This is a genomic window from Streptomyces sp. YKOK-I1 (assembly GCF_054660435.1).
Map to the genome: position 1 here is coordinate 3,520,796 of NZ_BAAGDR010000001.1, position 22,962 is coordinate 3,543,757.

Sequence of the window (22,962 nt, forward strand, 5' to 3'; positions counted from 1 at the left end):
CCCGGTGACAACTCCGGCGAGCCGCAGCGCCCCTCCAGGGGCGCGGGGAACTGCACGACCAGCCAGACACAACCCGCACCCGCGATACGGCAGATCCGCGCAGCCGCTAGGCGCCAAGGCTCTCCAACGGCACATGCGGATCCGCCAGCGCCTCCGTGTCCACGGCACCCCCCGAAGCGATCAGCCTCTGGATCGGCTCTGTGACGTCCCACACGTTCACGTTCATCCCGGCGAGGACGCGCCCCTCCTTCACCCAGAACGCGATGAACTCCCGCTTCCCCGCGTCCCCGCGGATCACGACCTCGTCGTACGACCCCGGCGGCGCCCATCCGCTGTACTCCATGCCCAGGTCGTACTGGTCGGTGAAGAAGTACGGCACCCGGTCGTAGGTGACGTCCTTGCCGAGCATCGCGCGGGCCGCCGCCGGTCCGCCGTTGAGGGCGTTGGCCCAGTGCTCGACCCGCAGCCGGGTGTCGAACAGGCCGTGCGGGAAGGAGGCGACGTCCCCGGCGGCGTGGACGTCGGGGTCGGAGGTGCGCAGCCGGGCGTCCACGGCGACGCCGCCGCCGTGGACGCGGTCGGCCAGCGTCAGTCCGGCCGCCTCCGCGAGCGCGGTGCGCGGGGCCGCGCCGATCGCGGCGAGGACGTCGTGCGCCGGGTGCTCCTCGCCGTCGTCGGTGCGCACGGCGAGGACCATGCCGTCCTGGCCGACGATCTCGGTCAGCCGGACGCCGAAGCGGAAGCGGACGCCGTGCTCGCGGTGCAGCTCGGCGAAGACATTGCCCAGCTCGGGGCCGAGGACGCCGTGCAGCGGGGTCGGGGACGGCTCGATGACGGTGACCTCGGCGCCGTACTCGCGGGCCGCCGCCGCCACCTCCAGGCCGATCCAGCCGGCGCCGGCGATCACCAGATGGCCGTTGTCGCGGCCGAGGGCGGTCAGGACGCCCTTGAGGCGCTCGGCGTGCGCGAGCCGGCGCAGATGGTGGACGCCCGCGAGGTCGGTGCCGGGGATGTCCAGACGGCGCGGCTCGGCGCCGGTGGCCAGCAGCAGCTTGTCGTAGTGGACGAGGGTGCCGTCGTCGCCGAAGCGGACCGTCTTGGCGGTGCGGTCGATCGCGTCGACGGTCTGGCCGAGGTGCAGCTCGATGTCGTTGCGCGCGTACCAGGCGGGCTCGTGCACGAAGACGCTCTCGCGGCTCTCCTTGCCGAGCAGGAAGCCCTTGGACAGCGGCGGCCGCTCATAGGGGTGGTCGCGTTCGTCGCAGATCAGTATCACGCGGCCGGTGAAGCCCTCCGCCCGCAGCGTCTCGGCCGCCTTCGCGCCGGCCAGGCCTCCTCCGACGATGACGAATGTCTGATCCGCGTCGACCACGTGATGCCTCCTCGTGAGAGAACCGCCACATGCGAGCGTCCCGCACGGAGCGTGATGGGGGAAGGGGACGTGGCCCGATCAGGCCACGCTGGGTCACGTTCGAGTCCGTTTGGGTGCACTTGCGTGCGCTCGTGTCCCTGGTGTCACGGGTGCCCGGTCAGACGGGAGTGGTCAGACGGGAGTGGAGCGAGCGGGCGGAGGCGTCGGTGAGGGAGGCGATCTGGTCGACGATCACCCGCTTGCGGGCGCGGTCGTCGGGAGCCTCGGCGAACAGGGCGCGGAACTGGGGGTCGAGTCCCTCGGGCGCGCGGGCGGTGAGCGCCTCGGCCAGCTCGGTGATCACGACGCGCTGGTCGGCGCGGAGCCGCTCCTGTTCGGCGCGCTGCATGACGTACCGGTCCGCGACGGCCTTGAGGACCGCGCACTCCAGGCGCGTCTCGTGCGGTACGACGAGTGCGGAGCCGTAGCGGGTGAGAGGCCCGGAACCGTACCGGGCCCGGGTGGCGCCCTCCGCGGCGAGGCAGAAGCGGCCGATGAGCTGGCTGGTGGCGTCCTTGAGGCGGGCCTGGGCGACCGCCGAGCCGTCGTAGCCGTGCGGCCACCACTCCTGGTCCTGAAGGCGGTCGAGGGCGGCGGCGAGTTCGGCGGGGTCGGTGTCCGCGGGGACGTAACGGCCGACGGCGACCCGGAAGACCTCGGCGCGCTCCGCCTCGGAGCGCAGCCGGGCGGGGTCGATGTGGCCGGCGTGCAGACCGTCCTCCACGTCGTGCACCGAGTAGGCCACGTCGTCGGACCAGTCCATGATCTGCGCCTCGAAGCAGGTGCGGGTGCCGGGGGCCTCCTTGCGGGCCCAGTCGAAGACGGGCCGGTCGTCCTCGTACACGCCGAACTTGGGCGAGGCCGGGTCCGTGGGGTGGTCGCCCCTCGGCCAGGGGTACTTGGTGGCGGCGTCGAGGGTGGCCCGGGTGAGGTTGAGGCCGACGGAGCCCTCGGCGGTGAAGCGCTTGGGTTCGATCCGGGTGAGCAGGCGCAGCGACTGGGCGTTGCCCTCGAAGCCGCCGCAGTCGTGGGCGAAGTCGTTGAGGGCCTGTTCGCCGTTGTGGCCGAACGGGGGGTGGCCGAGGTCGTGCGCGAGGCAGGCCGCTTCGACGAGGTCGGGATCGCAGCCGAGGGCGGCGCCCAGCTCACGGCCGACCTGGGCGCACTCCAGGGAGTGGGTGAGGCGGGTGCGGGGGGTCGCGTCCCACTCCTGGCTGCGCTCCCCCGGGGTGACGACCTGGGTCTTTCCCGCGAGCCTTCTCAGCGCGGAGGAGTGCAGGATTCTCGCGCGGTCGCGCTGGAAGGCGGTGCGGCCGGGGCGCTTGTCCGGTTCGGGGGCCCAGCGTTCGGCTGACGGCAGGTCATAGGGCATGTTTCGACAGTAAGCGACCGCCGTCAGCCGCCGAAGGACCAAGGGCCGAAGCGGCCCCACGCGACGAGGGCGGCGAGCGCGAGGTAGACCGTGTTCAGCAGGACCAGCCCGGACTGGCCGAGGCGGCCGTGGGTGATCATCGCGCCGATCATGAGGGCGACCCAGCAGGTGGCCGTCACCGGCACCATGACCGGGGCGATGCCGAGCGCGGCGGGCAGGATCAGGCCGGCCGCGGCCAGCAGCTCCAGGACCCCGAGGGTCCTGACGAAGCCGGCGCTCGCTTCCCGCGTCCATTCCCCGCCGTGCTGGGCGGCCAGTCTCGCCTTGGGGACGAAGGTCTTGGTGACACCGCCGGCCAGGGCGACCGCGGCCAGCAGTCCGGCGGCGGTCCACAGCGTGAGGTTCATCAGGAAACTCCCCTTCCGAAAGCGGGTGCGTTCTCGCGGGCCCAGTCGGCGAAGGTGCGCGCGGGCCGGCCCAGCAGGTCCGCCACGGTGGCGGTGGTGGGTCCCGGGCGGCGGGCGTAGTCGGCCAGGGAGCCGAGCAGCCGGTCGGGGACCTCCTCGGGCAGCCCCTGGGCGAGCATGGCCTGGCGGATCCGCTCGGGCGGGAGCTCCTGGAAGGACAGGTCCCGGCCGAGGGCGGCCCCGATGAGCCGCACCTTCTCGGCCTGGTCCAGCGACTGCGGCCCGGTCAGGGTGTGGACCGAACCCGGGGGGAGGGTGCCGCGCAGGGCGTGGACGGCGATCTCAGCGATGTCGTCCTCGTGGACGGGGGAGGTCGCGGCCCGGCCGTACGCGCCGCGCACCACGTCGCCGGACCCGGTCTGCGGCGCCCAGGCCAGCGCGTTGGCCGCGAAGTCGGCCAGGCGCAGAACCGTCCAGTCCAGGCCGGAGTCCCGGACGAGCTCCTCGGCGTGGCGGAACCGGTCGGCGAAGCGGGCCTCCCCCGCGGGATGCTCCACGGTGGTGGCCGACAGCAGCACCACCCGCCGTACGCCCTGCCCGGCGGCGAGCCGCAGGAGTTCGCCGAGCCCCGGGCCGGTGGCGCGCGGGCTGATCTGGAGGGCCCGCACCCCGGCCAGCGCCGGCTCGATCCAGCCGGGGTGGAACAGGTCGCCGGCGACGGCTCGGACACCGTCCGGGAGCGTGGCCGCGCCGGGACCGCGGGTGACCGCGGCGACGGCTGCCTTCTCGCCGTTCTCGCCGTTCCCGCCGCCGCCCCCGTTCTCCCGCAGCAGCAGGTCCGTCACCCGGCGTCCCACGACGCCATTGGCTCCGGTAATCAGGTACATGACATTCACTCCTTCGGTGGTGAGCCCCTGAGCGGCGTGGAGTCGACGTACCGGACCTCGTAGACCCGTTCGTCGAACCGCCAGCCGTCGGGCGTGCGCCGGTAACGGTCGTGGTAGAGGGCGTGGTTGCGATGGGAGCCGCCGTCGCGCATCCGCCCGAACTCCTCGATGTACACACGCCCGGTCGCCGTGTCGCCGTCGAGCCGGACGACACCGGCGTGGACGTTCTGCACGAAGAACTCCCACAGCCCCTGCCCCCATTCGATCCCCGCCCGGATCTCCTCGCGGCCCGCGAACTCCTTGCCGATGTGCGGCCAGCGCACGACCGCGCAGGGCGTGAACAGCGAGGCGAAGCGGTCGAAGTCACGCATCATCACCGCGTCGGTGACCTCCGCGCACAGTGCCTCGATCTCGAGGCGGTCGACGACGGCCTGGGAAGCGTTCATACGTCCAGCATCGACGCAGGTCAGCGGGGGAACAAGGTAGAGTCCGTGGGGCTGTTCATAACGTGGGGGTTATGCATGGAGCTGCGGGACGTCGAGATCTTCCTGACCCTGGCCGAGGAACTGCACTTCGGCCGCACCGCCGAACGGCTCCATGTGTCCCAGGCCCGGGTCAGCCAGGCCATCCGCAGTCAGGAACGGCAGCTCGGCGTGGTGCTGTTCGACCGCACCAGCCGTCGGGTGGCCCTGACCCCGGTCGGCCGCCGCCTGCGGGAGGACCTCCAGCAGGCCGTCGACCTCCTGCACGCGGGGCTCGCCCGGGCCCAGGCCGCCGGTGCGGGCGCGGGCCGGACCCTCAGGCTCGGTGTGTTCGGGCACGCCGGGCATGAACTACGGCCCCTCGTCGACGCGTTCCGCGCCCGTCACCCCGGCGCCGACATCGAGTTCGGCGAGATCAACGGCTTCGACGCCTTCACCGCTCTGCGCGCCGGGGAGCACGACGCCCACGTGCTGTGGCTGCCCGTCGCCGAACCGGACCTCGTCGTCGGCCCCACCGTGCTCACGATGGGCCGGGTGCTGGCCGTGGCCGCGGACCATCCGCTCGCCGGACAGGGCACGGCCTCGCTGGAGGACCTGGCCGACCATCATGTCGTCGACATCGGTCCCGGGCTCCCCGAGTACTGGGTCGCCTCCATGGCCCCCACCCGCACCCCGCTGGGCCGCCGTGTCCCGCGCGGGCCCGTCGCGCGGACCTTTCACGAGATCCTCTCGCTGGTCGCCTCCGGGCGCTGCGTCCACCCGCTGGGCGAGATCGCCGCGCGCTACAACAAGCCCCCCGGCGTCGTCTTCCTGCCCCTGACCGACGCGCCCGCCCTGGAGTTCGCACTCACCTGGCGCACCGGCGCCGACAGCCCCGCCCTGCGCGCGCTGGCCGAGACCGCCGCCGACCTCGGCCCCATCACCCCGTGACGGGTCGCGAGGTCTCAGGCGGCGTTGCTGCTGCCGCCCGCCTCCCGTGCCTGGTCGTAGCGGTGGAGGAGGAGGTCGGCCATCGCCGGGTGGGTGCCCAGGGGGGCCGAGGCGATCCAGGGAGCCTTCTGCGCGCACTCCCTCGCGAAGCGGCCCGGGGCCGTGAAGTACGAGGCGACCGCCACCCTCTCGCGACCCCTCGCCGCCAGCGCGCGCAGTGCCGTGTCGACGGTCGGGGTGGCCGTGGAGGCGTACGCGGGGACCACCGGGACACCCAGACGTGCCGCCAGGAGGTGGGCCGTGCGGCGGGTGTCCGTCGCCGAGTCGGGGTCGCGGGAGCCCGCCGCCGCCAGGACCACCGCGCTCGTGCGGCGGTCGTCGGCGGTCATGGCCGGGGGCCAGCCCGCCTCCAGGAGGCGGGTGTGCAGGGTGTCGACCAGGAGGGGGTGCGGGCCGAGCGGGGCCGCCACGCGCGTGCGGACCCGGGCCGTCGCCGCCATCTCCGGGATGTCGCGCTTGACGTGGTAGCCGCGGGCGAGGAGCAGGGGGACCAGGACGGCGTCCGTGGTGCCGCGGGCGTCCAGGGCGGCCAGCGTGTCGGTGAGCAGGGGCTCGTTCAGCTCGATGTGCCCGAGGTGCACCGGCAGGCCGGGGCGCCGGTCGCGGACCCGGTCGAGCAGGGTGCGTACGGTGCTCAGGGCGCGCGGGTCCCGGCTGCCGTGGGCGACGACCACCAGCGCGGGCGGGGCCGGGCGCCGGCGGGCGTCGAGCTGGACGAGGCTTGGCTGGCTCATGTCCCGATCGTCGCCGGGCGAGGTTGCACCCCCGTTGCCTGACCGTCACGAGTATTTTCCGGGCGTTCACGGCGGGCCCCGGGGCGCTGTGAGGTCCGGGTGCGACGGGTCCCCGGTGAGCGGGCGAACCGGATCACCGTACGCTGCGTCTTCCCAGGCCGAACGGGATTTCGACCCGGATCGACCGGCGAGTCAGGGGGCACCTCATGAAGATCCGTCGACCGCGGCTGCCGCGCACCCGTGCCGGGCGGCGCCGGCTGGTGCAGACGGTGATGGCCGGGTGTGTGCTCGCGCTGCTGCCGGCCACCTGGCTGTTCGTGTCCACGGGCGACCGGATCGGTACGACGGCGGGGGCGCCGCGGCGCGAGGTCGCCGTGGTCTTCGGGGCCGGGCTGTGGGACGGCGAGCCGTCGCCGTACCTGGCGCACCGGCTCGACGCGGCGGCGAGGCTGTACCGGGAGGGCCGGATCGAGGTCGTCCTGGTGACCGGCGACAACAGCCGCGAGGACTACGACGAGCCGGACGCCATGCGCGCCTATCTGACCGGGCACGGGGTGCCGGACGGGCGGATCGTCAGCGACTACGCCGGCTTCGACACCTGGGACTCCTGTGTGCGCGCCAAGAAGATTTTCGGCGTGGATCGGGCGGTGCTGATCAGCCAGGGCTTCCACATCCGGCGGGCGGTCGCCCTGTGCGAGGCGGCGGGCGTCGACTCCTACGGTGTCGGCGTCGACGCCAAGCACGATGTGACCTGGTACTACGGAGGCACCCGGGAGATCCTCGCGGCGGGCAAGGCGGCCCTGGACGCGGTGTTCGAGCCGGATCCGCGGTTCCTCGGCCCGAAGGAGAAGGGTGTGGCGCGGGCGCTGGCGGCAGGGAATTGAATCCTCCCCTCCCTGAAGGGGAGGGGATTCCTGGCTCAGGCAGCCTCTGGGAGCAGCGCTCCGGGAGGTCTTACGCCCTCGGCACCAGCCGGGTTGAGACCAGCCCGGACGAGCATCACGCGGGCGGAGTTCTTGTCCCTGGGGAAGACGGCTCCGCACGCGGTGCAGGTGTAGGTACGTTCGGACAGCGGCAGTGCGTGCTTGGTTCTCGCTCCGCACGACGCGCAGTCCATGGTGGTGTGCGCGGGGTGCACGAGGCGGATATCCCGCCCGTGCTTGCGGCCCATCTCGATCAGGGCCTTCTTCGTGGCGCCGATGGCGGCGTCGGCGGCCTTCCTGGCCATGGTGGTCCTGGCGAGGAACTTCGGACGGAAGTCCTCCACGGCGATGGCATCGTGCTCACGCACGACCTTCTTGGCCCATTTGCGGCCGGTGTCCTGCCGCTGCCGGGCGATCTTCGCGTACGCCTTGGCGCGCCGCTTCTTCGCCTCGCGGTAGCCCCTCGATCCGGCGTGGCCCTTCTTCGGTTTGCGGCGGGCCATCATCCGGTCGTACCGCGACAGCTTCTGCCGGGCCTTCCTGCCGTGCTGCGCGTGGGGAAGATCGTGGGTGTTCGAGGTGGTGGTCGCGGTCTCTGTCACACCCCAGTCCACACCGATCACCGCGCCGGTGGCGGGGAGCGGCTGGATCTGGGCGGCTACCACGAAGGAGGCGTACCAGTGGCCGATGCTGTCGCGGTACACGCGCACGCTGGACGGCTGGGCAGGCAGGCCGCGGGACCACACCACGCTCAGCACGATGCCACCCGCGAGGTGCAGACGGCCGTCCTTCAGACGGAAACCGCGCCTGGTGTAGTTCAGTGTCGGCTCGGCTTCGCGTTTCTTCTTCCACCCCGGCATCCCGGCCCGCTGCCTGAGGGGCAGACGTTCCTTGATGTCCTTCTGCGCCTTCGCACGCGACTTGCCGAAGTCCCGGATGATCTGCTGCTGCGGCACCGAACTCCCCTCGCGCAGCCACGGCGTGCACTCGCGGGCCTCGGTCAGCATCTTGTCGAGCTGAGCCGGGCCGCAGGTCTGCCTGCCCTCGGGGTGCGCCTTGTTCTGCGCGTACACGGCCTTGGACTTGGCCACGCACTCGTTCCACGTCCACCGGCACCGGTCCCATTCCGCCAGCAGGGCCGCGCATGCGGTCGACGACACACGCAGCCGGTAGGTGTACCGGGCATGCCCGCCCTCCCCGCCCTCCTTCACCCCCGGCACAACATCCCCTCCCACGCCCCGCCCGCTCACCCGGCTTTCACGACAAGACCGTACGTGCGACACACGCACACCCGTACCCTCCTCGCGCCGGAGTCACCACAACCAGCGACCATAGGCACGCACGTTCGCTTCACCCGGCTCCGCGGATGCGATTCCTCCCCGGCGTGAACGCCGGGGCATCCTGGCAAGAACGCAGGTGACCGGAGGCGGGAGAGGAGGCCGCCGCTCCCGCCCCCGGTCGTCAGCGGCCCCGGAACACCGGCGGGCGCTTCTGGAGGAACGCCGTCATGCCCTCCTTCTGGTCCTGTGTCGCGAACAGACCGTGGAAGACGCGCCGTTCGTGGCGGAGGCCGTCGCGCAGGCCGGTCTCCAGGGCCCGGTCCACGCACTCCCGGGCCGCGCGCACCGCGATCCGGCCGTACGAGGCGATCGTCGCCGCCGCCCGGAGTGCCTCGGGCAGGACCCGCTCGTCCGGGACGACGCGGGAGACCAGGCCCGCGCGTTCCGCCTCGGCGGCGTCCATGGTGCGGCCGGTGAGGACCAGGTCCATCGCCTTGGCGCGGCCGGCCAGACGGGTCAGCCGCTGGGTGCCGCCGATGCCGGGGATCACGCCGAGGGTGATCTCCGGCTGGCCGAAGACCGCGGACTCCCCCGCGATCACCAGGTCGCACATCATCGCCAGCTCGCAGCCGCCGCCCAGGGCATACCCGTTGACGGCCGCGATCTTCGGGACGCGCAGGTCGGCGAAGTCCTCCCAGCCGCCGAACCAGTCCGCGTCCCGCATCTCGGCGGCCGTCCGGTCCGCCATCTCCTTGATGTCGGCGCCCGCGGCGAACACCCGCTCGGAGCCGGTGAGGACCACACAGCCGACGGCGGGGTCCGCGTCCAACGGCCTCAGGGCATCCATGAGTTCGGCCAGCAGTGCCGAGTCCAGGGCGTTGCGGACGTGCGGGCGGTGCAGGGTCACGGTCACGACCGCGCCCTCGCGGTCCAGCTTCAGGTTCGTCATCCCCGCCGCTCCTCTCACGAGTCCCAGATCGCGCCGTAGGCCGGAATCCCGCGCCGTTCCAGCCCGTGCACGACCTGCCAGGTCAGCTTCTTGTTGGAGATGCAGATCACCGCCTCTGCCCCGAAGTCCCGGTGGGCGGCGTACGCGAGGGCCACCATGTCGGGCTTGCCGTCGCGGGAGGTGTCCCAGACGACGGCGTGCGGCTGGACGGCGAGGATCTCGTCGACGAGGGCGTCGCCGTAGGTCGTGCGGGGGTCGCGGGTCGCCCACACCAGGCGGGAGGGGACCTCGGCGGCGAGCAGATGGGGCAGGCAGGGGCCGATGCCGCTGCCGGTCGCCACGTACACCACCTTGCGGAAGAGGACCTCGATGTTGGCGACGCCGGCCGTGGTGATGCCCTTCGTCCAGACCGTCGTGGGAAGGTCGTCGATGAAGGAGCCGGTCCAGTCGCCGGCCCGGGAGATGGTGAGCCGGAAGCCGGACTCGCCGGGGGCCGGGACGTTGGCGAAGGAGTGCCATTCCCTCAGCGGGCTGCGGCTGATCGCGGTGGAGGAGCCGGCGAACGGGGTCTCGCCGTAGTCGAAGCGGGCCAGCGCCACGTGCGGGGACGGGCGTTCGGTGCGCACGTCGACCCTGCGCAGCCGCAGCCAGGGCAGCGCCACGCTGAGGGTGACGAGCGCGAGCACCGCCACCGGCACCGGACCGGGGGCCGACATCAGGGTGTGCGTCCAGAACAGGGCGAGGGCGGTCCAGCCGCCGAAGCGGTGGATCTTCTCGAAGGTGTCGTGGTGACGGGAGCGGAAGGGCGGCAGGGCGGTCGCCACGATCAGCGCGAGGAGCGCCACCAGGGTCCAACCGACCGCCAGCAGAGGGCCGTTGCGCGTCCGCAGGGTGAGCGCCAGGAACCAGGCGGCCCCCGCCAGCGCCCCGCCCACGTGCAGTCCGCCGAAGTGGTAGACCTTGCCGAGCGTCCAGCGGATCCGCAGCGGCCAGTGGACCGGGGCCGAAGTCGCCAGCCGGAAGAGGAGGTTGACGACGTACTGCTGGCGGACGAGGACGGCGAGGGCGAGGTTGGCGAGGGCCGCGTGGGCGAGGGAGCGGTCCGGCAGGGGCCGACCGAGCCACGCGTAGGCGGCGTTGACGGTGAGCACCAGGGCCGCGAGGCGGTTGTAGTGCATCAGGCGGGGGTGCTTGAGGAGGCGGCGGGGCGCGGACAGCAGCGGGGGCGGTCCGACGGAGGTGCGGTCCAGGGAGGTCGTCACCGGGTCACCGCCACCCGGTCCCGGTCCGGGGACACCGCCGCCCGCTCCCGCGCCAGCCGCAGCAGCGCCGGTTTGTCGATCTTGCCGCGGTCGGTCTCCGGCAGTGATGTCAGGGGCATGACATCAACGGGCACGCAGTAGTACGGCAGCACCTCGGCGACGGCGCGGCGGGCCGCCTCCGGGTCGACGTCCGCCGGACAGACGAAGGAGACCAGGCTGCGGGCGTCGCGCCGGAGGGTCACCGCCCGGGTGCAGCCGGGGAGCCGCTCCAGGACCGAGGAGACCGAGTCCAGTTCCACCCGGAAGCCGCGCACCTTGACCTGGTCGTCGGTGCGGCCGAGGTGTTCCAGCCGCCCGTCGGGGGTCCAGCGGCCCAGGTCGCGGGTGCGGAACATCAGACGCCCGCCGCCGAGGAAGGGGTCGGGCGCGTACCGCTCGGCGTTCAGCGCCTCGCCGCCGAGGTACCCCGCCGACACGCAGTCGCCGCCCGCCCACATCTCGCCGGTCTCGCCGATGGGCAGCGGACGGCGGTCGGCGTCGAGGACGTACACCGTGTTGTTGGGCGTGGGACGGCCGATGGTGAGGAGCGGGTCGGCCGGGTCGTGGCGGCTCATCGTGTTGACGATGGTGGTCTCGGTGGGGCCGCAGCAGTTGAAGAAGGCCGCGCGGCGGGCCCAGCGGTCGGCGAGCGGACGCGGGCAGGGCTCCCCGGCGACGGCCACCGCGCGCACCCGGGGGCAGGCCGCCGGGTCGATGCCGGACAGCACGGTCGGGGTGGCGATCAGGACGGTGGCGGTGTGCGCGGCCGCCGCGATGTCCTTGCCGCGGACGACCAGGGTGGCGCCGTGCGCGAGGCAGCCGAGGATCTCCCAGGCGGCCATGTCGAAGGCCACGTTGAGGAGGTGGGCCACCCGGTCGCCGGGGCGGATGCCGAGGGCGCCGGGCTGGGTGAGCAGGATGTTGGCGACGTTGCGGTGGGTGACCTTCACCCCGTTGGGGCGGCCGGTGGTGCCGGAGGTGAACAGGACGTAGCAGCCGTCGTCGGGGGCGATCCGGGGGCGGGGCGCCGGGGCCGGTTCGAGGGGGTCGTCCAGGGCGATCACCCGGGGGCCGGCCGGTACCCGGGCGAGGTGCTCGCGCTGGGTGAGGACGACGGCGGTCGCGGCGGTGCGCACCACATGGTCGAGCTGGGCCCGCGGCGCGAGACCGATGTCCTGGGGGACGTAGGCCGCGCCCGCCTTCAGGATGCCGAGCAGGCCGACCAGCAGGGGGATCGAGCGGCGGACGAAGAGCCCGACGTGGTCGCCGGGGCGGACGCCCTCGCGGGCCAGCCGGGCGGCGACGGCGTCGGCGTACCGGTCCAGTTCGCCGTAGGTGAGGGTCGCGCCCTGGTGTTCGGCGGCGACCGCGTGGGGCCGGACGGCGGCCTGCCGTTCGACGGCGCGGTGGATCAGCGGATCCGGGACGGGGACGGCGGGGCCCCGGCCGTACCGGTGGAACAGGTGCCGGTCATGGGGGGTGAGATGGCGCAGAGGCATGTCGGGGGGACCTCCAGGCTGGTTCGAGTGTCGGGTGACATGTCCGGGGCGGCGGCATGCCCGGGATTTCGAACGCCGTGCGGTCGTGCGATGCCGTGCGGGGTCGTGCGCGTTCTCGACTCTAGTAGCGGCTCTTCAACTCTCAACCATGTGTGACCGGCCAACTACGGGACGAAATGAGTCACGTGAGGCGTCTTCCGTCACACCCGCTCCTCCCGCACCCCTCACGTCGGCGCCCTCGCGCCGGGGAGGGCACGACCACACCGCCGTAACAGGAGACCGCACGGGGCGTAACACGGGCGAAGCACGCTGAAGCGCATGCGGACCACCTCGACGCCCACCCACTGCCCGTACTGCGCCCTGCAGTGCGGGATGGCCCTGTCGCCCCTGCCCACGGGGGGCGTCGAGGTGGTCGAGCGCCCGGACTTCCCGGTGAACCGGGGCGCGCTGTGCGGCAAGGGCCGCACCGCGCCGGCGGTGCTCGCCCCGGGCGTCCGGCTGACCTCGCCGCTGGTGCGCTCCGGGGACGCGCTCGTGCCGGCCTCCTGGGAGGAGGCGCTGGACCGGATCGCCCGGGAGCTGACCCGCGTACGGGCCGCTTACGGCGCCGACGCGCTCGGGGTGTTCGGCGGGGGCGGGCTGACGAACGAGAAGGCGTACGCGCTCGGCAAGTTCGCGCGCGTGGTGCTCGGCACCTCGCAGATCGACTACAACGGCCGCTTCTGCATGTCCTCGGCGGCGGCGGGCGGCATCAAGGCGTTCGGCCTGGACCGGGGGCTGCCGTTCCCGATGGAGGACATCCCGCGCACGGGGTGCGTGATCCTCGTCGGGTCGAACCCCGCCGAGACCATGCCGCCCTTCCTGCGCTTCCTCCACGAACTGCGGGAGAACGGCGGCACGCTGATCGTCGTCGACCCGCGCCGCACGAGGACCGCCGAGCAGGCCGATCTGCACCTCGCGCCGCGCCCGGGGACCGACCTGGCGCTGGCGCTCGGACTGCTGCACCTCGTCGTCGCCGAGGGGCGGGTCGACGAGGAGTACGTCACCGAGCGCACCGCCGGCTGGGAGGACGCCCGCGCGGCGGCCATGGCGCACTGGCCGGAGTACGTGGAACGGATCACGGGGGTGTCCGTTCCCGAACTCCGGGAGGCCGTACGGCTGTTCTGCGAGCCGGAGGCCGCGATGGTGCTCACGGCGCGCGGACCCGAGCAGCAGTCCAAGGGGACCGACACGGTCGGCGCCTGGATCAACCTCTGCCTGGCCACGGGCCGCGCGGGCCGGCCGCTGTCCGGCTACGGCTGCCTCACCGGGCAGGGCAACGGGCAGGGCGGGCGCGAGCACGGCCAGAAGGCCGACCAGCTGCCCGGCTACCGCAAGCTGGACGATCCGGCGGCGCGCCGGCATGTGGCCGAGGTGTGGGGCGTCGACCCCGACAGCCTGCCCGGACCGGGACGCAGCGCCTACGAACTGCTGGACGCGCTCGGCACGGACGTGAGGTCCCTGTTGCTGATGGGGTCCAACCCGGTCGTGTCGGCGCCGCGGGCCGCACATGTCGAGGAGCGGATCAGGTCCCTGGAGTTCCTCGCCGTGTGCGATGTGGTGCTGTCGGAGACGGCGGCCCTCGCGGACGTGGTCCTGCCGGTCACCCAGTGGGCGGAGGAGACGGGCACGACGACCAACCTGGAGGGCAGGGTGCTGCTGCGCCGTCAGGCGCTCACCCCGCCCGACGGCGTCCGCGGCGATCTGGAGGTCCTGCACGAGCTGGCGGACCGGCTGGGCGTGGGGAAGGGGTTCCCGACCGACCCCGAGGAGGTCTTCGAGGAACTGCGCCGGGCCAGCGCGGGCGGCCTCGCCGACTACTCCGGGATCACCTACCGCCGCCTGGCGGAGGAGAACGGCGTGTTCTGGCCGTGCCCGGCACCGGCCCCGGAAACGCCGACGGCGACGATCCCGGTTCCGGCTTCCGGCCCGGCTTCGCCGGAGCACCGGGAGGGCGCGGCACCGTCGCGGGCTGCCGAGCCCGCCGCGACACCGCACCCCGGCACCCCGACCCCCGCCCAGGCATCACCCGAGAACCACCAGAACCCCGCACCGCACCCGCCCACGGCCAACCCCGCCCGGCATGCCACACCCGCCGGGACGGCCGACCCCGACACCGCGCCCCGGACCCCGGAGCCCGCACCGTCGGTGCACCCCGGTACCCCCCGTCTCTTCCTCGACCGGTTCGCTACCCCCGACGGGCGGGCGCGGTTCGTGTCCGTCTCGCACCGGCCGGCCGCCGAGGAGCCGGACGAGGAGTACCCGGTGCTGCTCACCACCGGCCGGGTCGTCTCGCAGTACCAGTCCGGCGCGCAGACCCGCCGGGTCGACGAGCTGAACGCCGCCGCGCCCGGTCCGTTCGTGGAGCTGCACCCCCGGCTCGCGGCGCGGCTCGGGGCGGCCGAGGGCGATCCCGTGGCCGTGGTGTCCCGGCGCGGCCGGGCCGTGGCGCCGGCCCGCATCACCACCGGGATCCGCCCGGACACGGTCTTCATGCCGTTCCACTGGCCGGGCGAGGGCCGCGCCAACACCCTGACCAACCCGGCCCTGGACCCGACCTCCCGGATGCCGGAGTTCAAGGTGTGCGCGGTGCGCGTGGAACGGGCGGAGACCGCCGCGCCGTAGGTCTCAGACGGGCAGACGCAGGGCGAGGCCGTCGAGGACGGCGTCCAGGCCGTAGCGGAACTTCTCCTCGCGCAGGGCGGCGGGGTCGGCGACCGCGGCGGCGGCCTGCGCGTAGCCGTCGGCGAGATGGGCGTGGCCGGCGGCGGCCCGGCCGGCGGCGGGCATCAGCCGGGCGACGAAGTCGGCCTCGCTCTCGCCGGACCGGGCGACGGTGGTGAGCCAGGCGGCCTCGGTGGTGCTCATACCGATGACGTACGACAGCACGGTGTCGATCGCCCGGCTCGGCTCGGGGAACCCGGCGGCCGCGAACAGGGCGGCGAGGCGCTCGGAGAAGGCCATGAGGTTGGGGCCGAGGTAGGCGAGGCCCGCCTGCCCCAGGACGGAGGACAGCCAGGGGTGCCGCAGGGCCGTGGCCCGGAAGGAGGCGGCGGCCCCCGTGGCGGCCGTACGCCAGTCGCCGCCCTCGATCTCCGGGACGTGCACCTCGGCCGCGACCTCGTCGACCGCCAGCTCCATCAGCTCGTCCTTGGTGGCCACGTGCCGGTACAGGGAGGTCGCGCCCGCGCCCAGCCGGGCGCCGAGCTTGCGCATGCTCAGCGCCTCGATGCCCTCGGCGTCCAGCATCGCGACGGCCTCACGCACGATCGCGCCCCGGCTCAGTGAGGGCTGGTCGGGTTCGCGCTTCTGCCGGGTCCAGACGGAGGGCACGGGGTTCGGGTTCTTCGTCCTGGCGGCGGCCATGGGTCTCCTCCCGGGGCGGACGGCTGGCGTACGTCGTGCGCCTCCAGCGTACAGAGTTCAAGCATTGCGCACACCGTTCCGCTGTGCGTACAGTGTTCGCACCGCACCCGGAACGCTGTACGCAGCGACCGGAACAGTGTGCGCATCGAGCGGAACGCCGTACGCATCCCCGACGGGAAGGGACCCGACCCCCATGGAAAGCCGCAATCCACGCCGCTGGTGGATCCTCGTCGTGCTGTGCCTGAGCTCACTGGTCCTGACGATCGACAGCATGGCGCTGACCGTCGCGGTGCCCTCGATGACCGAGGACCTCGGGGCGAGCGCCCAGGACACCCAGTGGATCCTCGACTCCTACATCCTGGTGTTCGCGGGCCTCCTGCTCACCTCGGGCAGCCTCGGCGACCGCTTCGGCCGTCGGCGGGTGATGCTGATCGGCCTGGTGCTCTTCGGGGCCGCCTCACTGGCGGCGACGGTCTGCACCAGCCCGGGCGAGGTGATCGCCGTCCGCACCGCGATGGGCGTGGGCGGCGCGCTGATCATGCCGTCCACCCTCTCGATCCTCATCACGGTCTTCGACGAGGAGGAGCGCGGGAAGGCCATGGCGGCCTGGGGTTCGGTGTCGATGCTCGGCCTGGTCGGCAGTCCGGTGCTGGGCGGGGTCCTGATCGACCACTTCTCCTGGCACTCGATCTTCTTCCTGAACGTCCCGGTCGTCGCCCTGGCCCTCGTCGCCGGTGTGGTCCTGATGCCGGAGTCGCGGGCGCCGTGGCAGAAGCCGGATCCGCTGGGCGCGGTGCTCTCGGCGGTCGGCATGACCGCGCTGGTCTGGTGGATCATCGAGATCCCGCAGCACGGGGCCTTCGGCGGCCGCTCCGTCCTCACCCTCGCCGTGGCCGTCCTCGCCCTGGCCGGCTTCGTGGTCCGGGAGAACGTCACGAAGACGCCCATGGTCCCGCTGGTCCTGTTCAAGCACCGCGACTTCAGCGGCGGTTCGCTGGCGCTGGCGCTCGTCCAGATCGGCAACGGCGGTCTGCTGCTGGTCCTCACCCAGTATCTGCAGTTCGTCCTCGGCCACTCCCCCGTCCGGGCGGGCCTCGCCTTCCTGCCGCTCGCCGTCGCCGCGCTGGCCGGCAACGGACTCGGCGTGAAGCTGGCGGCGCGGACCGGCAACCGGCGCGTCGTCGTCGCCGGCCTGCTGGTGATGACCGTCTGCTTCGCCCTGCTGACCACGGTCGGCGCCCGCTCCGGCTTCACCGTCCCCGCCGTCGCCCTGGGCCTGCTCGGCTTCGGCGCGGGCATGGCGATGCCGGCCGCGGTGGGCGCGCTGATGGGCACCATCCCCGCGGACCAGGCGGGCGTCGGCTCGGCGCTGAACGACACCGTCCAGCAGGCCGGCACGGCCCTCGGCATCGCGATCCTCGGCTCCCTCCTCGCCGGCGGCTACACCGAGCGGATGCCGGTGGACGCCCCCGACGCCGCGCGCCGCTCGATCGCCGGCGCCCTGGCGAGTGCGCACGGCGACCCGGAACTGGTCCAGACGGCCCGCGAGGCCTTCACCGCGTCGATGACCACGACCTTCACGGTCGGCGCGATCGGCACCCTGACGGCGGCGGTCCTGGCGGCGCTGGTGATGCGGAACCCCGGGCGGGAGCCATCCCCGGCCCCCGCCCCGCAGGAGCGGGAGCCGGGGATGGCGTCCTGAGCCCCGCCACCACCGAGGCCGGCATCCGGTGCGGATGCCGGCCCTGGTGCGTCAGGAGCCGGAACCGGCCCACCCCGGAAGGGTCGGCAGGATCCGTGCGGCGAGCCGGAGGAGCACCGCGTCGGACGGGGGCTCGGAGTCCTGGCGCCACAGGGCGATGTCGTAGGAGCCGCCGCCGTCCTTCGGGTCCCGGGCGACGACGAGCCGGCGGGTGGGATGGCTGGGCGCGTCGGAGGCTTGGCCCTCGGGGGGACGGATGCCCCAGAAGTAGGCGTAGGTCCGGTCCGAGTACAGCACCGCCGGGCGTCCGAGGAAGGTCCGCTCGCGGGCGTCGCCGCCCAGCAGGTCGGCCATGTCCTCGACCGCGAAGTGGTCGAAGGACGCCGAGAGCTGGACGGAGTACGTCCGCAGCGTGACGTTCATCTCGGGGGCGGGGACGTCACTGCCGCCCAGGGTGACGGAGTCGTCGTCGCCGCCGTACGACTGCGCCCGCTCCCCCGGGGTGCCGAGCAGCGCGGCCAGGTCGGGGCGGTTCAGCGCCTGGCAGAGCCGGTTGGCGGAGACGTACTTCACCCCCGCCCGCACCATCGTCGGCACCCCGGTGGGCGTCGCCGACGAGCAGGAGATCGGCCCGACGGGCGCGGCGGCGGCGACGCTCTCCCGCGCGACGTGGTCCTTCTGGTACTTCCACAGGCCCCCCGCCAGCGCCGCCACCACCACGAACGCCGAGATGACCTGCACCCATGCGTTCGGACCCCGCTCGGCCGCCGTGACTCTCCCGGCTTCCTCGGTCATGCCTTGTTACCCCCGGTTCCCCCTGGTCGCGCCGGTCGTGCGCGCAGGGAGCCTAACCGGGTGGGCGGTGTGCGGGAAAGCGAGTAGTTTTCACGCCCTCTTCACGTCTCTTCACGTGCCTCACTCGCCTCCCGCACACCGGTCAGGACCGAACGGCCCTGCGGCCGGGCTCAGTTCACGTTCACCGCGGTCCACGCGGCGGCGACCGCGTTGTACTCGGTGCTGCCGGAGCCGTAGAGGTCACGGGCGGCGTTGAGGGTCGCCGTCCGGGCGCCCGCGTAGTTCGTGGACGACGTCATGTAGACCGTCAGCGCCCGGTACCAGATGGCGCCGAGCTTGTCCCGGCCGATCCCGGTGAGCGTGGAGCCGTTGTACGTCGGGGAGTTGTAGGTGACGCCGTTGATGGTCTTCGAGCCGCTGCCCTCCGCCAGCAGATAGGCGAAGTGGTTGGCGACGCCGGAGGAGTAGTGGACGTCGAGGTTGCCGACCGAGCTGCTCCAGTAGTCGGCGGAGCTGCCGTCCTTGCTCGGCTTGTCCATGTAGCGCAGGGCGTCCCGGCCGAAGCCGGAGCGGACGATCTTCTCGCCGATCAGGTAGTCGCCGGCGTCGGAGGCGTTGTTGGCGTAGAACTCGACCAGGGAGCCGAAGATGTCGGAGGTGGCCTCGTTCAGACCACCGGACTCGCCCGAGTAGGTCAGGTTGGCGGACTTCGACGTCACGCCGTGGGACATCTCGTGGCCGGCCACGTCCAGCCCCACCAGCGGGCCGAGCTGGGTGCCGTCGCCGTCGCCGTAGGTCATGCAGAAGCAGCTGTCGTCCCAGAAGGCGTTGTTGTAGCTGTTGCCGTAGTGGACGCGGTTGTAGGAGCCCTTGCCGTCGTTGCCGATGCCGTTGCGGCCGTGGACGTTCTTGTAGTAGTCCCAGGTCACGTTGGTGCCGTACTGCGCGTCCACCGCGGCCGTGGAGCGGTCGGAGGTGGTGCCCGTGCCCCAGTGGTTGTCGGTGTCGGTGAACAGCGTCGCGGGGGCGCGGCTGATGCAGATGCCGAAGATGCACAGGTCGGTCTTGTTCGCCGCGTCACCGGTGTACGTGTTCCCGCGGTTCGGGTCCTTGAGCTGGTACGTCGATCCCGAGAGCGTCGTCTCCAGCGGGACCGTGCCGCCGTACAGGGACTGGCCGTCGCCGGTCACCGTCTCGATGGAGTCCCAGGCGTCGATCCGGGCGCCGGTGCGCGCGTCGGTCAGCACCGTGCGGGCGACCGGGTTGCCGAGGGAGTCCAGGCCGACGGCCTGGGTGCGCCAGGCCAGCTTCGGGGCGCCGTGCAGGGCGTCGACGACCAGTTGCGGCTTGGCCTTGACCTGTTTGAGCGTCTCGCCGCGGCCGGCCGCGCGCAGGGCGTGCACGGCGGCGTCGGCGGCCTTGGACGCGGACACCTTCGGGGTGATGGTGGGCAGCGAGATCGCCGCCCGGGTCGCCCGGTTCGCGCTGCGGTAGCTGCCGTCGGGCGCCAGGTGGACGACGAAGTCGCCGCCCAGGACGGGGAGTTCGCGGTACGTGCGGTCGTAACGGACGTGCTGGGCGCCGTCCTTGTCGATGACGACGTCCCGGACGGCGGTGTCCTGGGGGGCGGTCAGCCCCAGGCTCGCGGCGTGCTCGACGAGGGCGGCCGCGGCGTGGTCGAGCGCGGTGGCGCGGGTGGGTCTGGCGGCCGCGTCGGCGGCCGGGGAGAGTACGGCGGCCAGCAGGGTCGCCGTGGTGACGGCGATGCCGGCGGTGGCGAGACGGGAACCTCGGACGTGCTGCCGTATCCGACTCATCAGTCTGCTCGGTCTCCTCGGAAAGGCGCCGTGGGGGCGCGTGTGGGGGTGGCGCAGAGGTGTGCCTGAGGTCGTGCCTGATGCCGTCCTGCGATTTAAGTGGGCATGACATTTCCTGTCCATAGCGCTTCCGGTCGGAAGCCGTGAGGGGGCGGTGCGTGGGACGTGAGAGGAGAGAATCGTTTCCGTGAGCATCCCGACCATCCCGCCCCGCCCCCACCTCCCGTTCTTCGTCTACGGCACGCTGCGCCCCGGCGAGGTCAACCACGACCTCTTCCTGCGCGGCCGCACCCTGCGTGAGGAGCCGGCCCGGCTGACGGGCGCGGTGCTCTACGACGGGCCCGGCTACCCGTACGCGGTGGAGGAGCCCGGCGGGGTCGTGGCCGGCGAACTCGTCACCGCCCGCCCCGAGACGTACACACGGCTGCTGGCCGAACTGGACCGGCTGGAGGAGTACACGCCCGGCGATCCCCGCAACCTGTACGAGCGAGTGGCCCGTGAGGTGACGACGGCCGACGCCGGTCCCGCGTCCGCCTGGGTCTACGTGGCCGCCCCGCACATGGCCGCCCGGCTCCGCGCCCGGGGACGACTGGTCGAGGGCGGCGACTGGCTCGCGCGGAGCTGAACGGTCACCCGTTCACACCCCCCTCCGGACGCTTTTCCCAGGCATCCTGCCCCTACGCCGGTGACCTGCCGAAACGACCTTCTCCGCCCGCGCCCCGACACCCGTTCACCCCCTTCCTGACACCCCTTCAGGAAGCGCGGGCGACGCACGGGGACTTACCTCGGAAGGGCAGGGACACGATCCGAGGCGCTGCGAGGGAGCACCGATGCGACGCACCACCCGTCTGCTGACCGGCACCGCGCTCGCCGTCGCCGCCGCGGGCGGGATCGCCGCCCCGGCGCACGGGGCCCGGGACGCGGGCACGGACCTGGAGATCCGCCCCGTGGGGGTCGTCCCCGGCGACCCGGTCACGGTGAACACCTCGGCGTGCGGCGCGGACGGGACGGCGGCGGGCGACGCCGGCGCGGTGGGCGCCGGGCGGTTCACCCTCGTGCCGGGCCCGCAGCGCGGCGAGTCGACCGGGGAGTTCCGGGTGCCGCCGAGCGCACAGCCGGGGACGTACGAGATCGTCGCGCAGTGCGCGCGGGGCGGCCGGCGGCTCACCGGGGACCTGGTGGTGGCGCTGGCCTCGGCGCGGCGGCCGGTGGCCCCGCGCGGAAGTGTGAAGACGGGGGTCGGCGGCGCACTCGGCCCCGACCCCGTGCAGACCGCGGCCGGCGTGGCGGCACTCGCCGTCGCCGCCGCGGGCGGTACCTGGCTCCTGCATCGCCGGGCGAGAGGCGACGGGATCTGACGGACACCCTCCGCTGTCCGTCCACCGGTACCGCATGTCCCCTCCCCCTCCGGGCCCGACGCCCCTCGCGGCCCGGAGGGGGGTACGGGGCGCCCCGTAGCCCCGTAGGGAGAAGGGTCGAGATACGCATGCGCAGGGTCGGCAACACCCTCATAGCCGCCGTCACCGCGACCGCACTGGGCGCGGGCGCGTGGCTGCTGAACAGCGGCGCCGAGACACACGCCCCGCCCCAGCCGACGGCCGCACAGGCGCACGCGGGCGACGACGCGGGCGCGGGCACCGGAAGCGGTGCGGGCAGTGGTACGGCGATACGTTCCGCCCCGGCGCTGCCGCCGTCCCCGCCGACCCGGATCCGTATCCCCGCCCTCCATGTCGACGCACCCCTGACCGGTCTGTCCCTGACCCCGGCCGGCAGCCTCGCCGCCCCGCCCGCCGACCGCGCGAACCTGGCCGGCTGGTACGAGGCCGGGACCACCCCCGGCGAGCGTGGCACCGCGATCGTCGCGGGCCACGTCGACAACGCCGACGGCCCCGCCGTCTTCTACGACCTCGGCGCCCTGCGCAGGCACAGCACCGTCGAGGTGGACCGCCTCGACGGCACGGTCGCCGTCTTCACGGTGGACGCGGTCGAGGCGTACGACGCCCGTCACTTCCCCGACGCGAAGGTCTACGACGCCGCCGCCCGCCCCGAACTACGGGTGATCACCTGCGGCGGCACCTACTCGAAGGCCACCGGCTACCAGGGCAACGTGGTCGTGTTCGCCCACCTCACCGGCAGCCGCGGCTAGGCCGCCCACTGCTGCCACGCCAGATTCCCCACCAGCGCGAACACCACCGTCAGCAGCACCACCCGCACGAACCCGCTGCCCTTCTTCAGCGCCGTGCGGGCGCCGAGCGTGCCGCCCGCGAGGTTGAAGACGGCCATCAGGGCGGCGAGCTGCCACAGCACACTGCCCTGCCAGGCGAAGGTGGCGAGGGCGCCCGCGTTGGTGCAGCAGTTGACGATCTTCGCGGTGGCCGAGGCGGTGACCAGATCGAGGTGGAGGGTCGCGGTGAGGGCGAGCACCAGGAACGTACCGGTGCCAGGGCCGATCAGTCCGTCGTAGAAGCCGATGCCGAGGCCCGCGAGACCGATCGCGGTGAGGATCTGGCGGCGGGTGGCGGGCCCGGGCGCCGGGGCGGCGCCGAACGCGGGGCGGGCGATCACGAACGCGGCCACCACCAGCAGCACGACCATGATCAGCGGCTTCAGCACGTCCGTGCTCATCCCGGCCGCGAAGAACGCCCCCGCCGAGGACCCCGCGAGCGCCGCGAGGCCGATCCGTACGGCGGTGCGCACGTCCACCGGCGCCCTGCGGGCGTACGTCACCGCCGCGCCGGACGTGCCGACGATCGCCACCGCCTTGTTGGTACCGAGCGCGGACGCGGCCGGGGTCCCGGCGGGCAGACCGAGCAGCAGCACCGGCAGGAGCAGCAGCCCGCCCCCGCCCACCACCGCGTCGATCCAGCCGGCCGCGAGCGCGGCGAGGCAGAGCAGGGCGATCACGGCAAGGGGGATGTCGGGCATGACCATGACCCTACGGCCCGTATGAATGCACAGGCCACGCACCCCTCGGAAACCCTCACACCCCCGCCCGGCCCCCGCTGAGG

Annotated in this window: 21 protein-coding genes; 7 read left to right on the plus strand and 14 right to left on the minus strand. The window is 73.2% G+C overall.

From position 1 onward, the window contains the following. Positions 1 to 106 precede the first annotated feature (106 nt). From ACYQ8Q_RS15300 to ACYQ8Q_RS15320, 5 genes are all read right to left on the minus strand, one after another. Positions 107 to 1,372, minus strand: a complete 1,266-nt coding sequence (locus ACYQ8Q_RS15300; RefSeq protein ID WP_460065333.1) for an NAD(P)/FAD-dependent oxidoreductase — start codon at positions 1,370 to 1,372, stop codon at positions 107 to 109. A 157-nt stretch (positions 1,373 to 1,529) separates the two neighbouring features. Next, a complete protein-coding gene (locus ACYQ8Q_RS15305; protein ID WP_460065335.1) occupies positions 1,530 to 2,783 on the minus strand; it encodes a deoxyguanosinetriphosphate triphosphohydrolase in 1,254 nt (417 codons plus the stop codon). Between the two features lie 23 nt (positions 2,784 to 2,806). Further along, on the minus strand, positions 2,807 to 3,190 hold the full coding sequence (locus ACYQ8Q_RS15310) for a DoxX family protein (RefSeq protein WP_460065337.1): 384 nt from the start codon (positions 3,188 to 3,190) through the stop codon (positions 2,807 to 2,809). Then, entirely contained in the window at positions 3,190 to 4,077 is an 888-nt protein-coding gene (locus ACYQ8Q_RS15315; protein ID WP_460065339.1) for an NAD(P)H-binding protein, read from the minus strand. The genes ACYQ8Q_RS15310 and ACYQ8Q_RS15315 overlap by 1 nt, the downstream gene beginning before the upstream one ends. 5 nt (positions 4,078 to 4,082) lie before the next feature. Beyond that, the gene (locus ACYQ8Q_RS15320; protein WP_460065341.1) at positions 4,083 to 4,523 is read right to left on the minus strand and encodes a nuclear transport factor 2 family protein; all 441 of its coding nucleotides are present in this window, start codon (positions 4,521 to 4,523) and stop codon (positions 4,083 to 4,085) included. Between the two features lie 75 nt (positions 4,524 to 4,598). Here ACYQ8Q_RS15320 and ACYQ8Q_RS15325 point away from each other — a divergent pair, with 75 nt between their 5' ends. Then, a complete protein-coding gene (locus tag ACYQ8Q_RS15325; RefSeq protein ID WP_460065343.1) occupies positions 4,599 to 5,489 on the plus strand; it encodes a LysR family transcriptional regulator in 891 nt (296 codons plus the stop codon). A gap of 14 nt (positions 5,490 to 5,503) precedes the next feature. Here ACYQ8Q_RS15325 and ACYQ8Q_RS15330 read toward each other — a convergent pair whose 3' ends face one another. After that, positions 5,504 to 6,283: a sirohydrochlorin chelatase gene (locus ACYQ8Q_RS15330; protein ID WP_460065345.1), complete on the minus strand. Its 780-nt coding sequence runs from the start codon at positions 6,281 to 6,283 to the stop codon at positions 5,504 to 5,506. Between the two features lie 206 nt (positions 6,284 to 6,489). Between ACYQ8Q_RS15330 and ACYQ8Q_RS15335 the strand changes: the two genes are divergently transcribed. Next, positions 6,490 to 7,167 carry a SanA/YdcF family protein gene (locus tag ACYQ8Q_RS15335; protein WP_460065348.1) on the plus strand — a complete coding sequence of 226 codons (678 nt, stop codon included), beginning with the start codon at positions 6,490 to 6,492 and terminating at the stop codon, positions 7,165 to 7,167. Between the two features lie 35 nt (positions 7,168 to 7,202). On the opposite strand, the gene ACYQ8Q_RS15340 is transcribed toward ACYQ8Q_RS15335, so the two are convergent. The 4 genes from ACYQ8Q_RS15340 to ACYQ8Q_RS15355 form a co-directional block, all read right to left on the minus strand. Then, positions 7,203 to 8,426 (minus strand): RNA-guided endonuclease InsQ/TnpB family protein, encoded by a 1,224-nt coding sequence (locus tag ACYQ8Q_RS15340; protein ID WP_460065351.1) that lies wholly within the window; start codon positions 8,424 to 8,426, stop codon positions 7,203 to 7,205. Between the two features lie 241 nt (positions 8,427 to 8,667). Then, complete coding sequence (locus ACYQ8Q_RS15345) at positions 8,668 to 9,435, minus strand: enoyl-CoA hydratase-related protein (protein ID WP_460065353.1); 768 nt, start codon at positions 9,433 to 9,435, stop codon at positions 8,668 to 8,670. 14 nt (positions 9,436 to 9,449) lie between these two features. Continuing rightward, a complete protein-coding gene (locus ACYQ8Q_RS15350; RefSeq protein ID WP_460065356.1) occupies positions 9,450 to 10,697 on the minus strand; it encodes a ferredoxin reductase domain-containing protein in 1,248 nt (415 codons plus the stop codon). Further along, positions 10,694 to 12,235, minus strand: a complete 1,542-nt coding sequence (locus ACYQ8Q_RS15355; RefSeq protein ID WP_460065358.1) for an amino acid adenylation domain-containing protein — start codon at positions 12,233 to 12,235, stop codon at positions 10,694 to 10,696. The genes ACYQ8Q_RS15350 and ACYQ8Q_RS15355 overlap by 4 nt, the downstream gene beginning before the upstream one ends. 318 nt (positions 12,236 to 12,553) lie before the next feature. Between ACYQ8Q_RS15355 and ACYQ8Q_RS15360 the strand changes: the two genes are divergently transcribed. Further along, positions 12,554 to 14,899, plus strand: coding sequence for a molybdopterin oxidoreductase family protein (locus tag ACYQ8Q_RS15360; RefSeq protein ID WP_460065360.1), 2,346 nt, complete (start codon positions 12,554 to 12,556; stop codon positions 14,897 to 14,899). Positions 14,900 to 14,902: 3 nt separating this feature from the next. On the opposite strand, the gene ACYQ8Q_RS15365 is transcribed toward ACYQ8Q_RS15360, so the two are convergent. Further along, a complete protein-coding gene (locus ACYQ8Q_RS15365; RefSeq protein WP_460065363.1) occupies positions 14,903 to 15,640 on the minus strand; it encodes a TetR/AcrR family transcriptional regulator in 738 nt (245 codons plus the stop codon). A gap of 193 nt (positions 15,641 to 15,833) precedes the next feature. Between ACYQ8Q_RS15365 and ACYQ8Q_RS15370 the strand changes: the two genes are divergently transcribed. Next, the gene (locus tag ACYQ8Q_RS15370) at positions 15,834 to 17,342 is read left to right on the plus strand and encodes an MFS transporter (protein WP_460065365.1); all 1,509 of its coding nucleotides are present in this window, start codon (positions 15,834 to 15,836) and stop codon (positions 17,340 to 17,342) included. A gap of 51 nt (positions 17,343 to 17,393) precedes the next feature. Here ACYQ8Q_RS15370 and ACYQ8Q_RS15375 read toward each other — a convergent pair whose 3' ends face one another. Both ACYQ8Q_RS15375 and ACYQ8Q_RS15380 read right to left on the minus strand, forming a co-directional pair. Further along, positions 17,394 to 18,137 (minus strand): DUF6215 domain-containing protein, encoded by a 744-nt coding sequence (locus tag ACYQ8Q_RS15375; protein WP_460065367.1) that lies wholly within the window; start codon positions 18,135 to 18,137, stop codon positions 17,394 to 17,396. A gap of 170 nt (positions 18,138 to 18,307) precedes the next feature. After that, the gene (locus ACYQ8Q_RS15380) at positions 18,308 to 19,954 is read right to left on the minus strand and encodes a M4 family metallopeptidase (protein WP_460065369.1); all 1,647 of its coding nucleotides are present in this window, start codon (positions 19,952 to 19,954) and stop codon (positions 18,308 to 18,310) included. Positions 19,955 to 20,141: 187 nt separating this feature from the next. Between ACYQ8Q_RS15380 and ACYQ8Q_RS15385 the strand changes: the two genes are divergently transcribed. The 3 genes from ACYQ8Q_RS15385 (at position 20,142) to ACYQ8Q_RS15395 (ending at position 22,100) form a co-directional block, all read left to right on the plus strand. Further along, positions 20,142 to 20,579: a gamma-glutamylcyclotransferase family protein gene (locus ACYQ8Q_RS15385; RefSeq protein ID WP_460065372.1), complete on the plus strand. Its 438-nt coding sequence runs from the start codon at positions 20,142 to 20,144 to the stop codon at positions 20,577 to 20,579. Between the two features lie 205 nt (positions 20,580 to 20,784). After that, positions 20,785 to 21,312 (plus strand): hypothetical protein, encoded by a 528-nt coding sequence (locus ACYQ8Q_RS15390; RefSeq protein ID WP_460065375.1) that lies wholly within the window; start codon positions 20,785 to 20,787, stop codon positions 21,310 to 21,312. A gap of 128 nt (positions 21,313 to 21,440) precedes the next feature. Further along, positions 21,441 to 22,100 carry a class F sortase gene (locus ACYQ8Q_RS15395; RefSeq protein ID WP_460065378.1) on the plus strand — a complete coding sequence of 220 codons (660 nt, stop codon included), beginning with the start codon at positions 21,441 to 21,443 and terminating at the stop codon, positions 22,098 to 22,100. Here ACYQ8Q_RS15395 and ACYQ8Q_RS15400 read toward each other — a convergent pair. After that, entirely contained in the window at positions 22,097 to 22,879 is a 783-nt protein-coding gene (locus ACYQ8Q_RS15400) for a sulfite exporter TauE/SafE family protein (RefSeq protein WP_460065381.1), read from the minus strand. The genes ACYQ8Q_RS15395 and ACYQ8Q_RS15400 overlap by 4 nt on opposite strands. Positions 22,880 to 22,962: the final 83 nt, after the last annotated feature.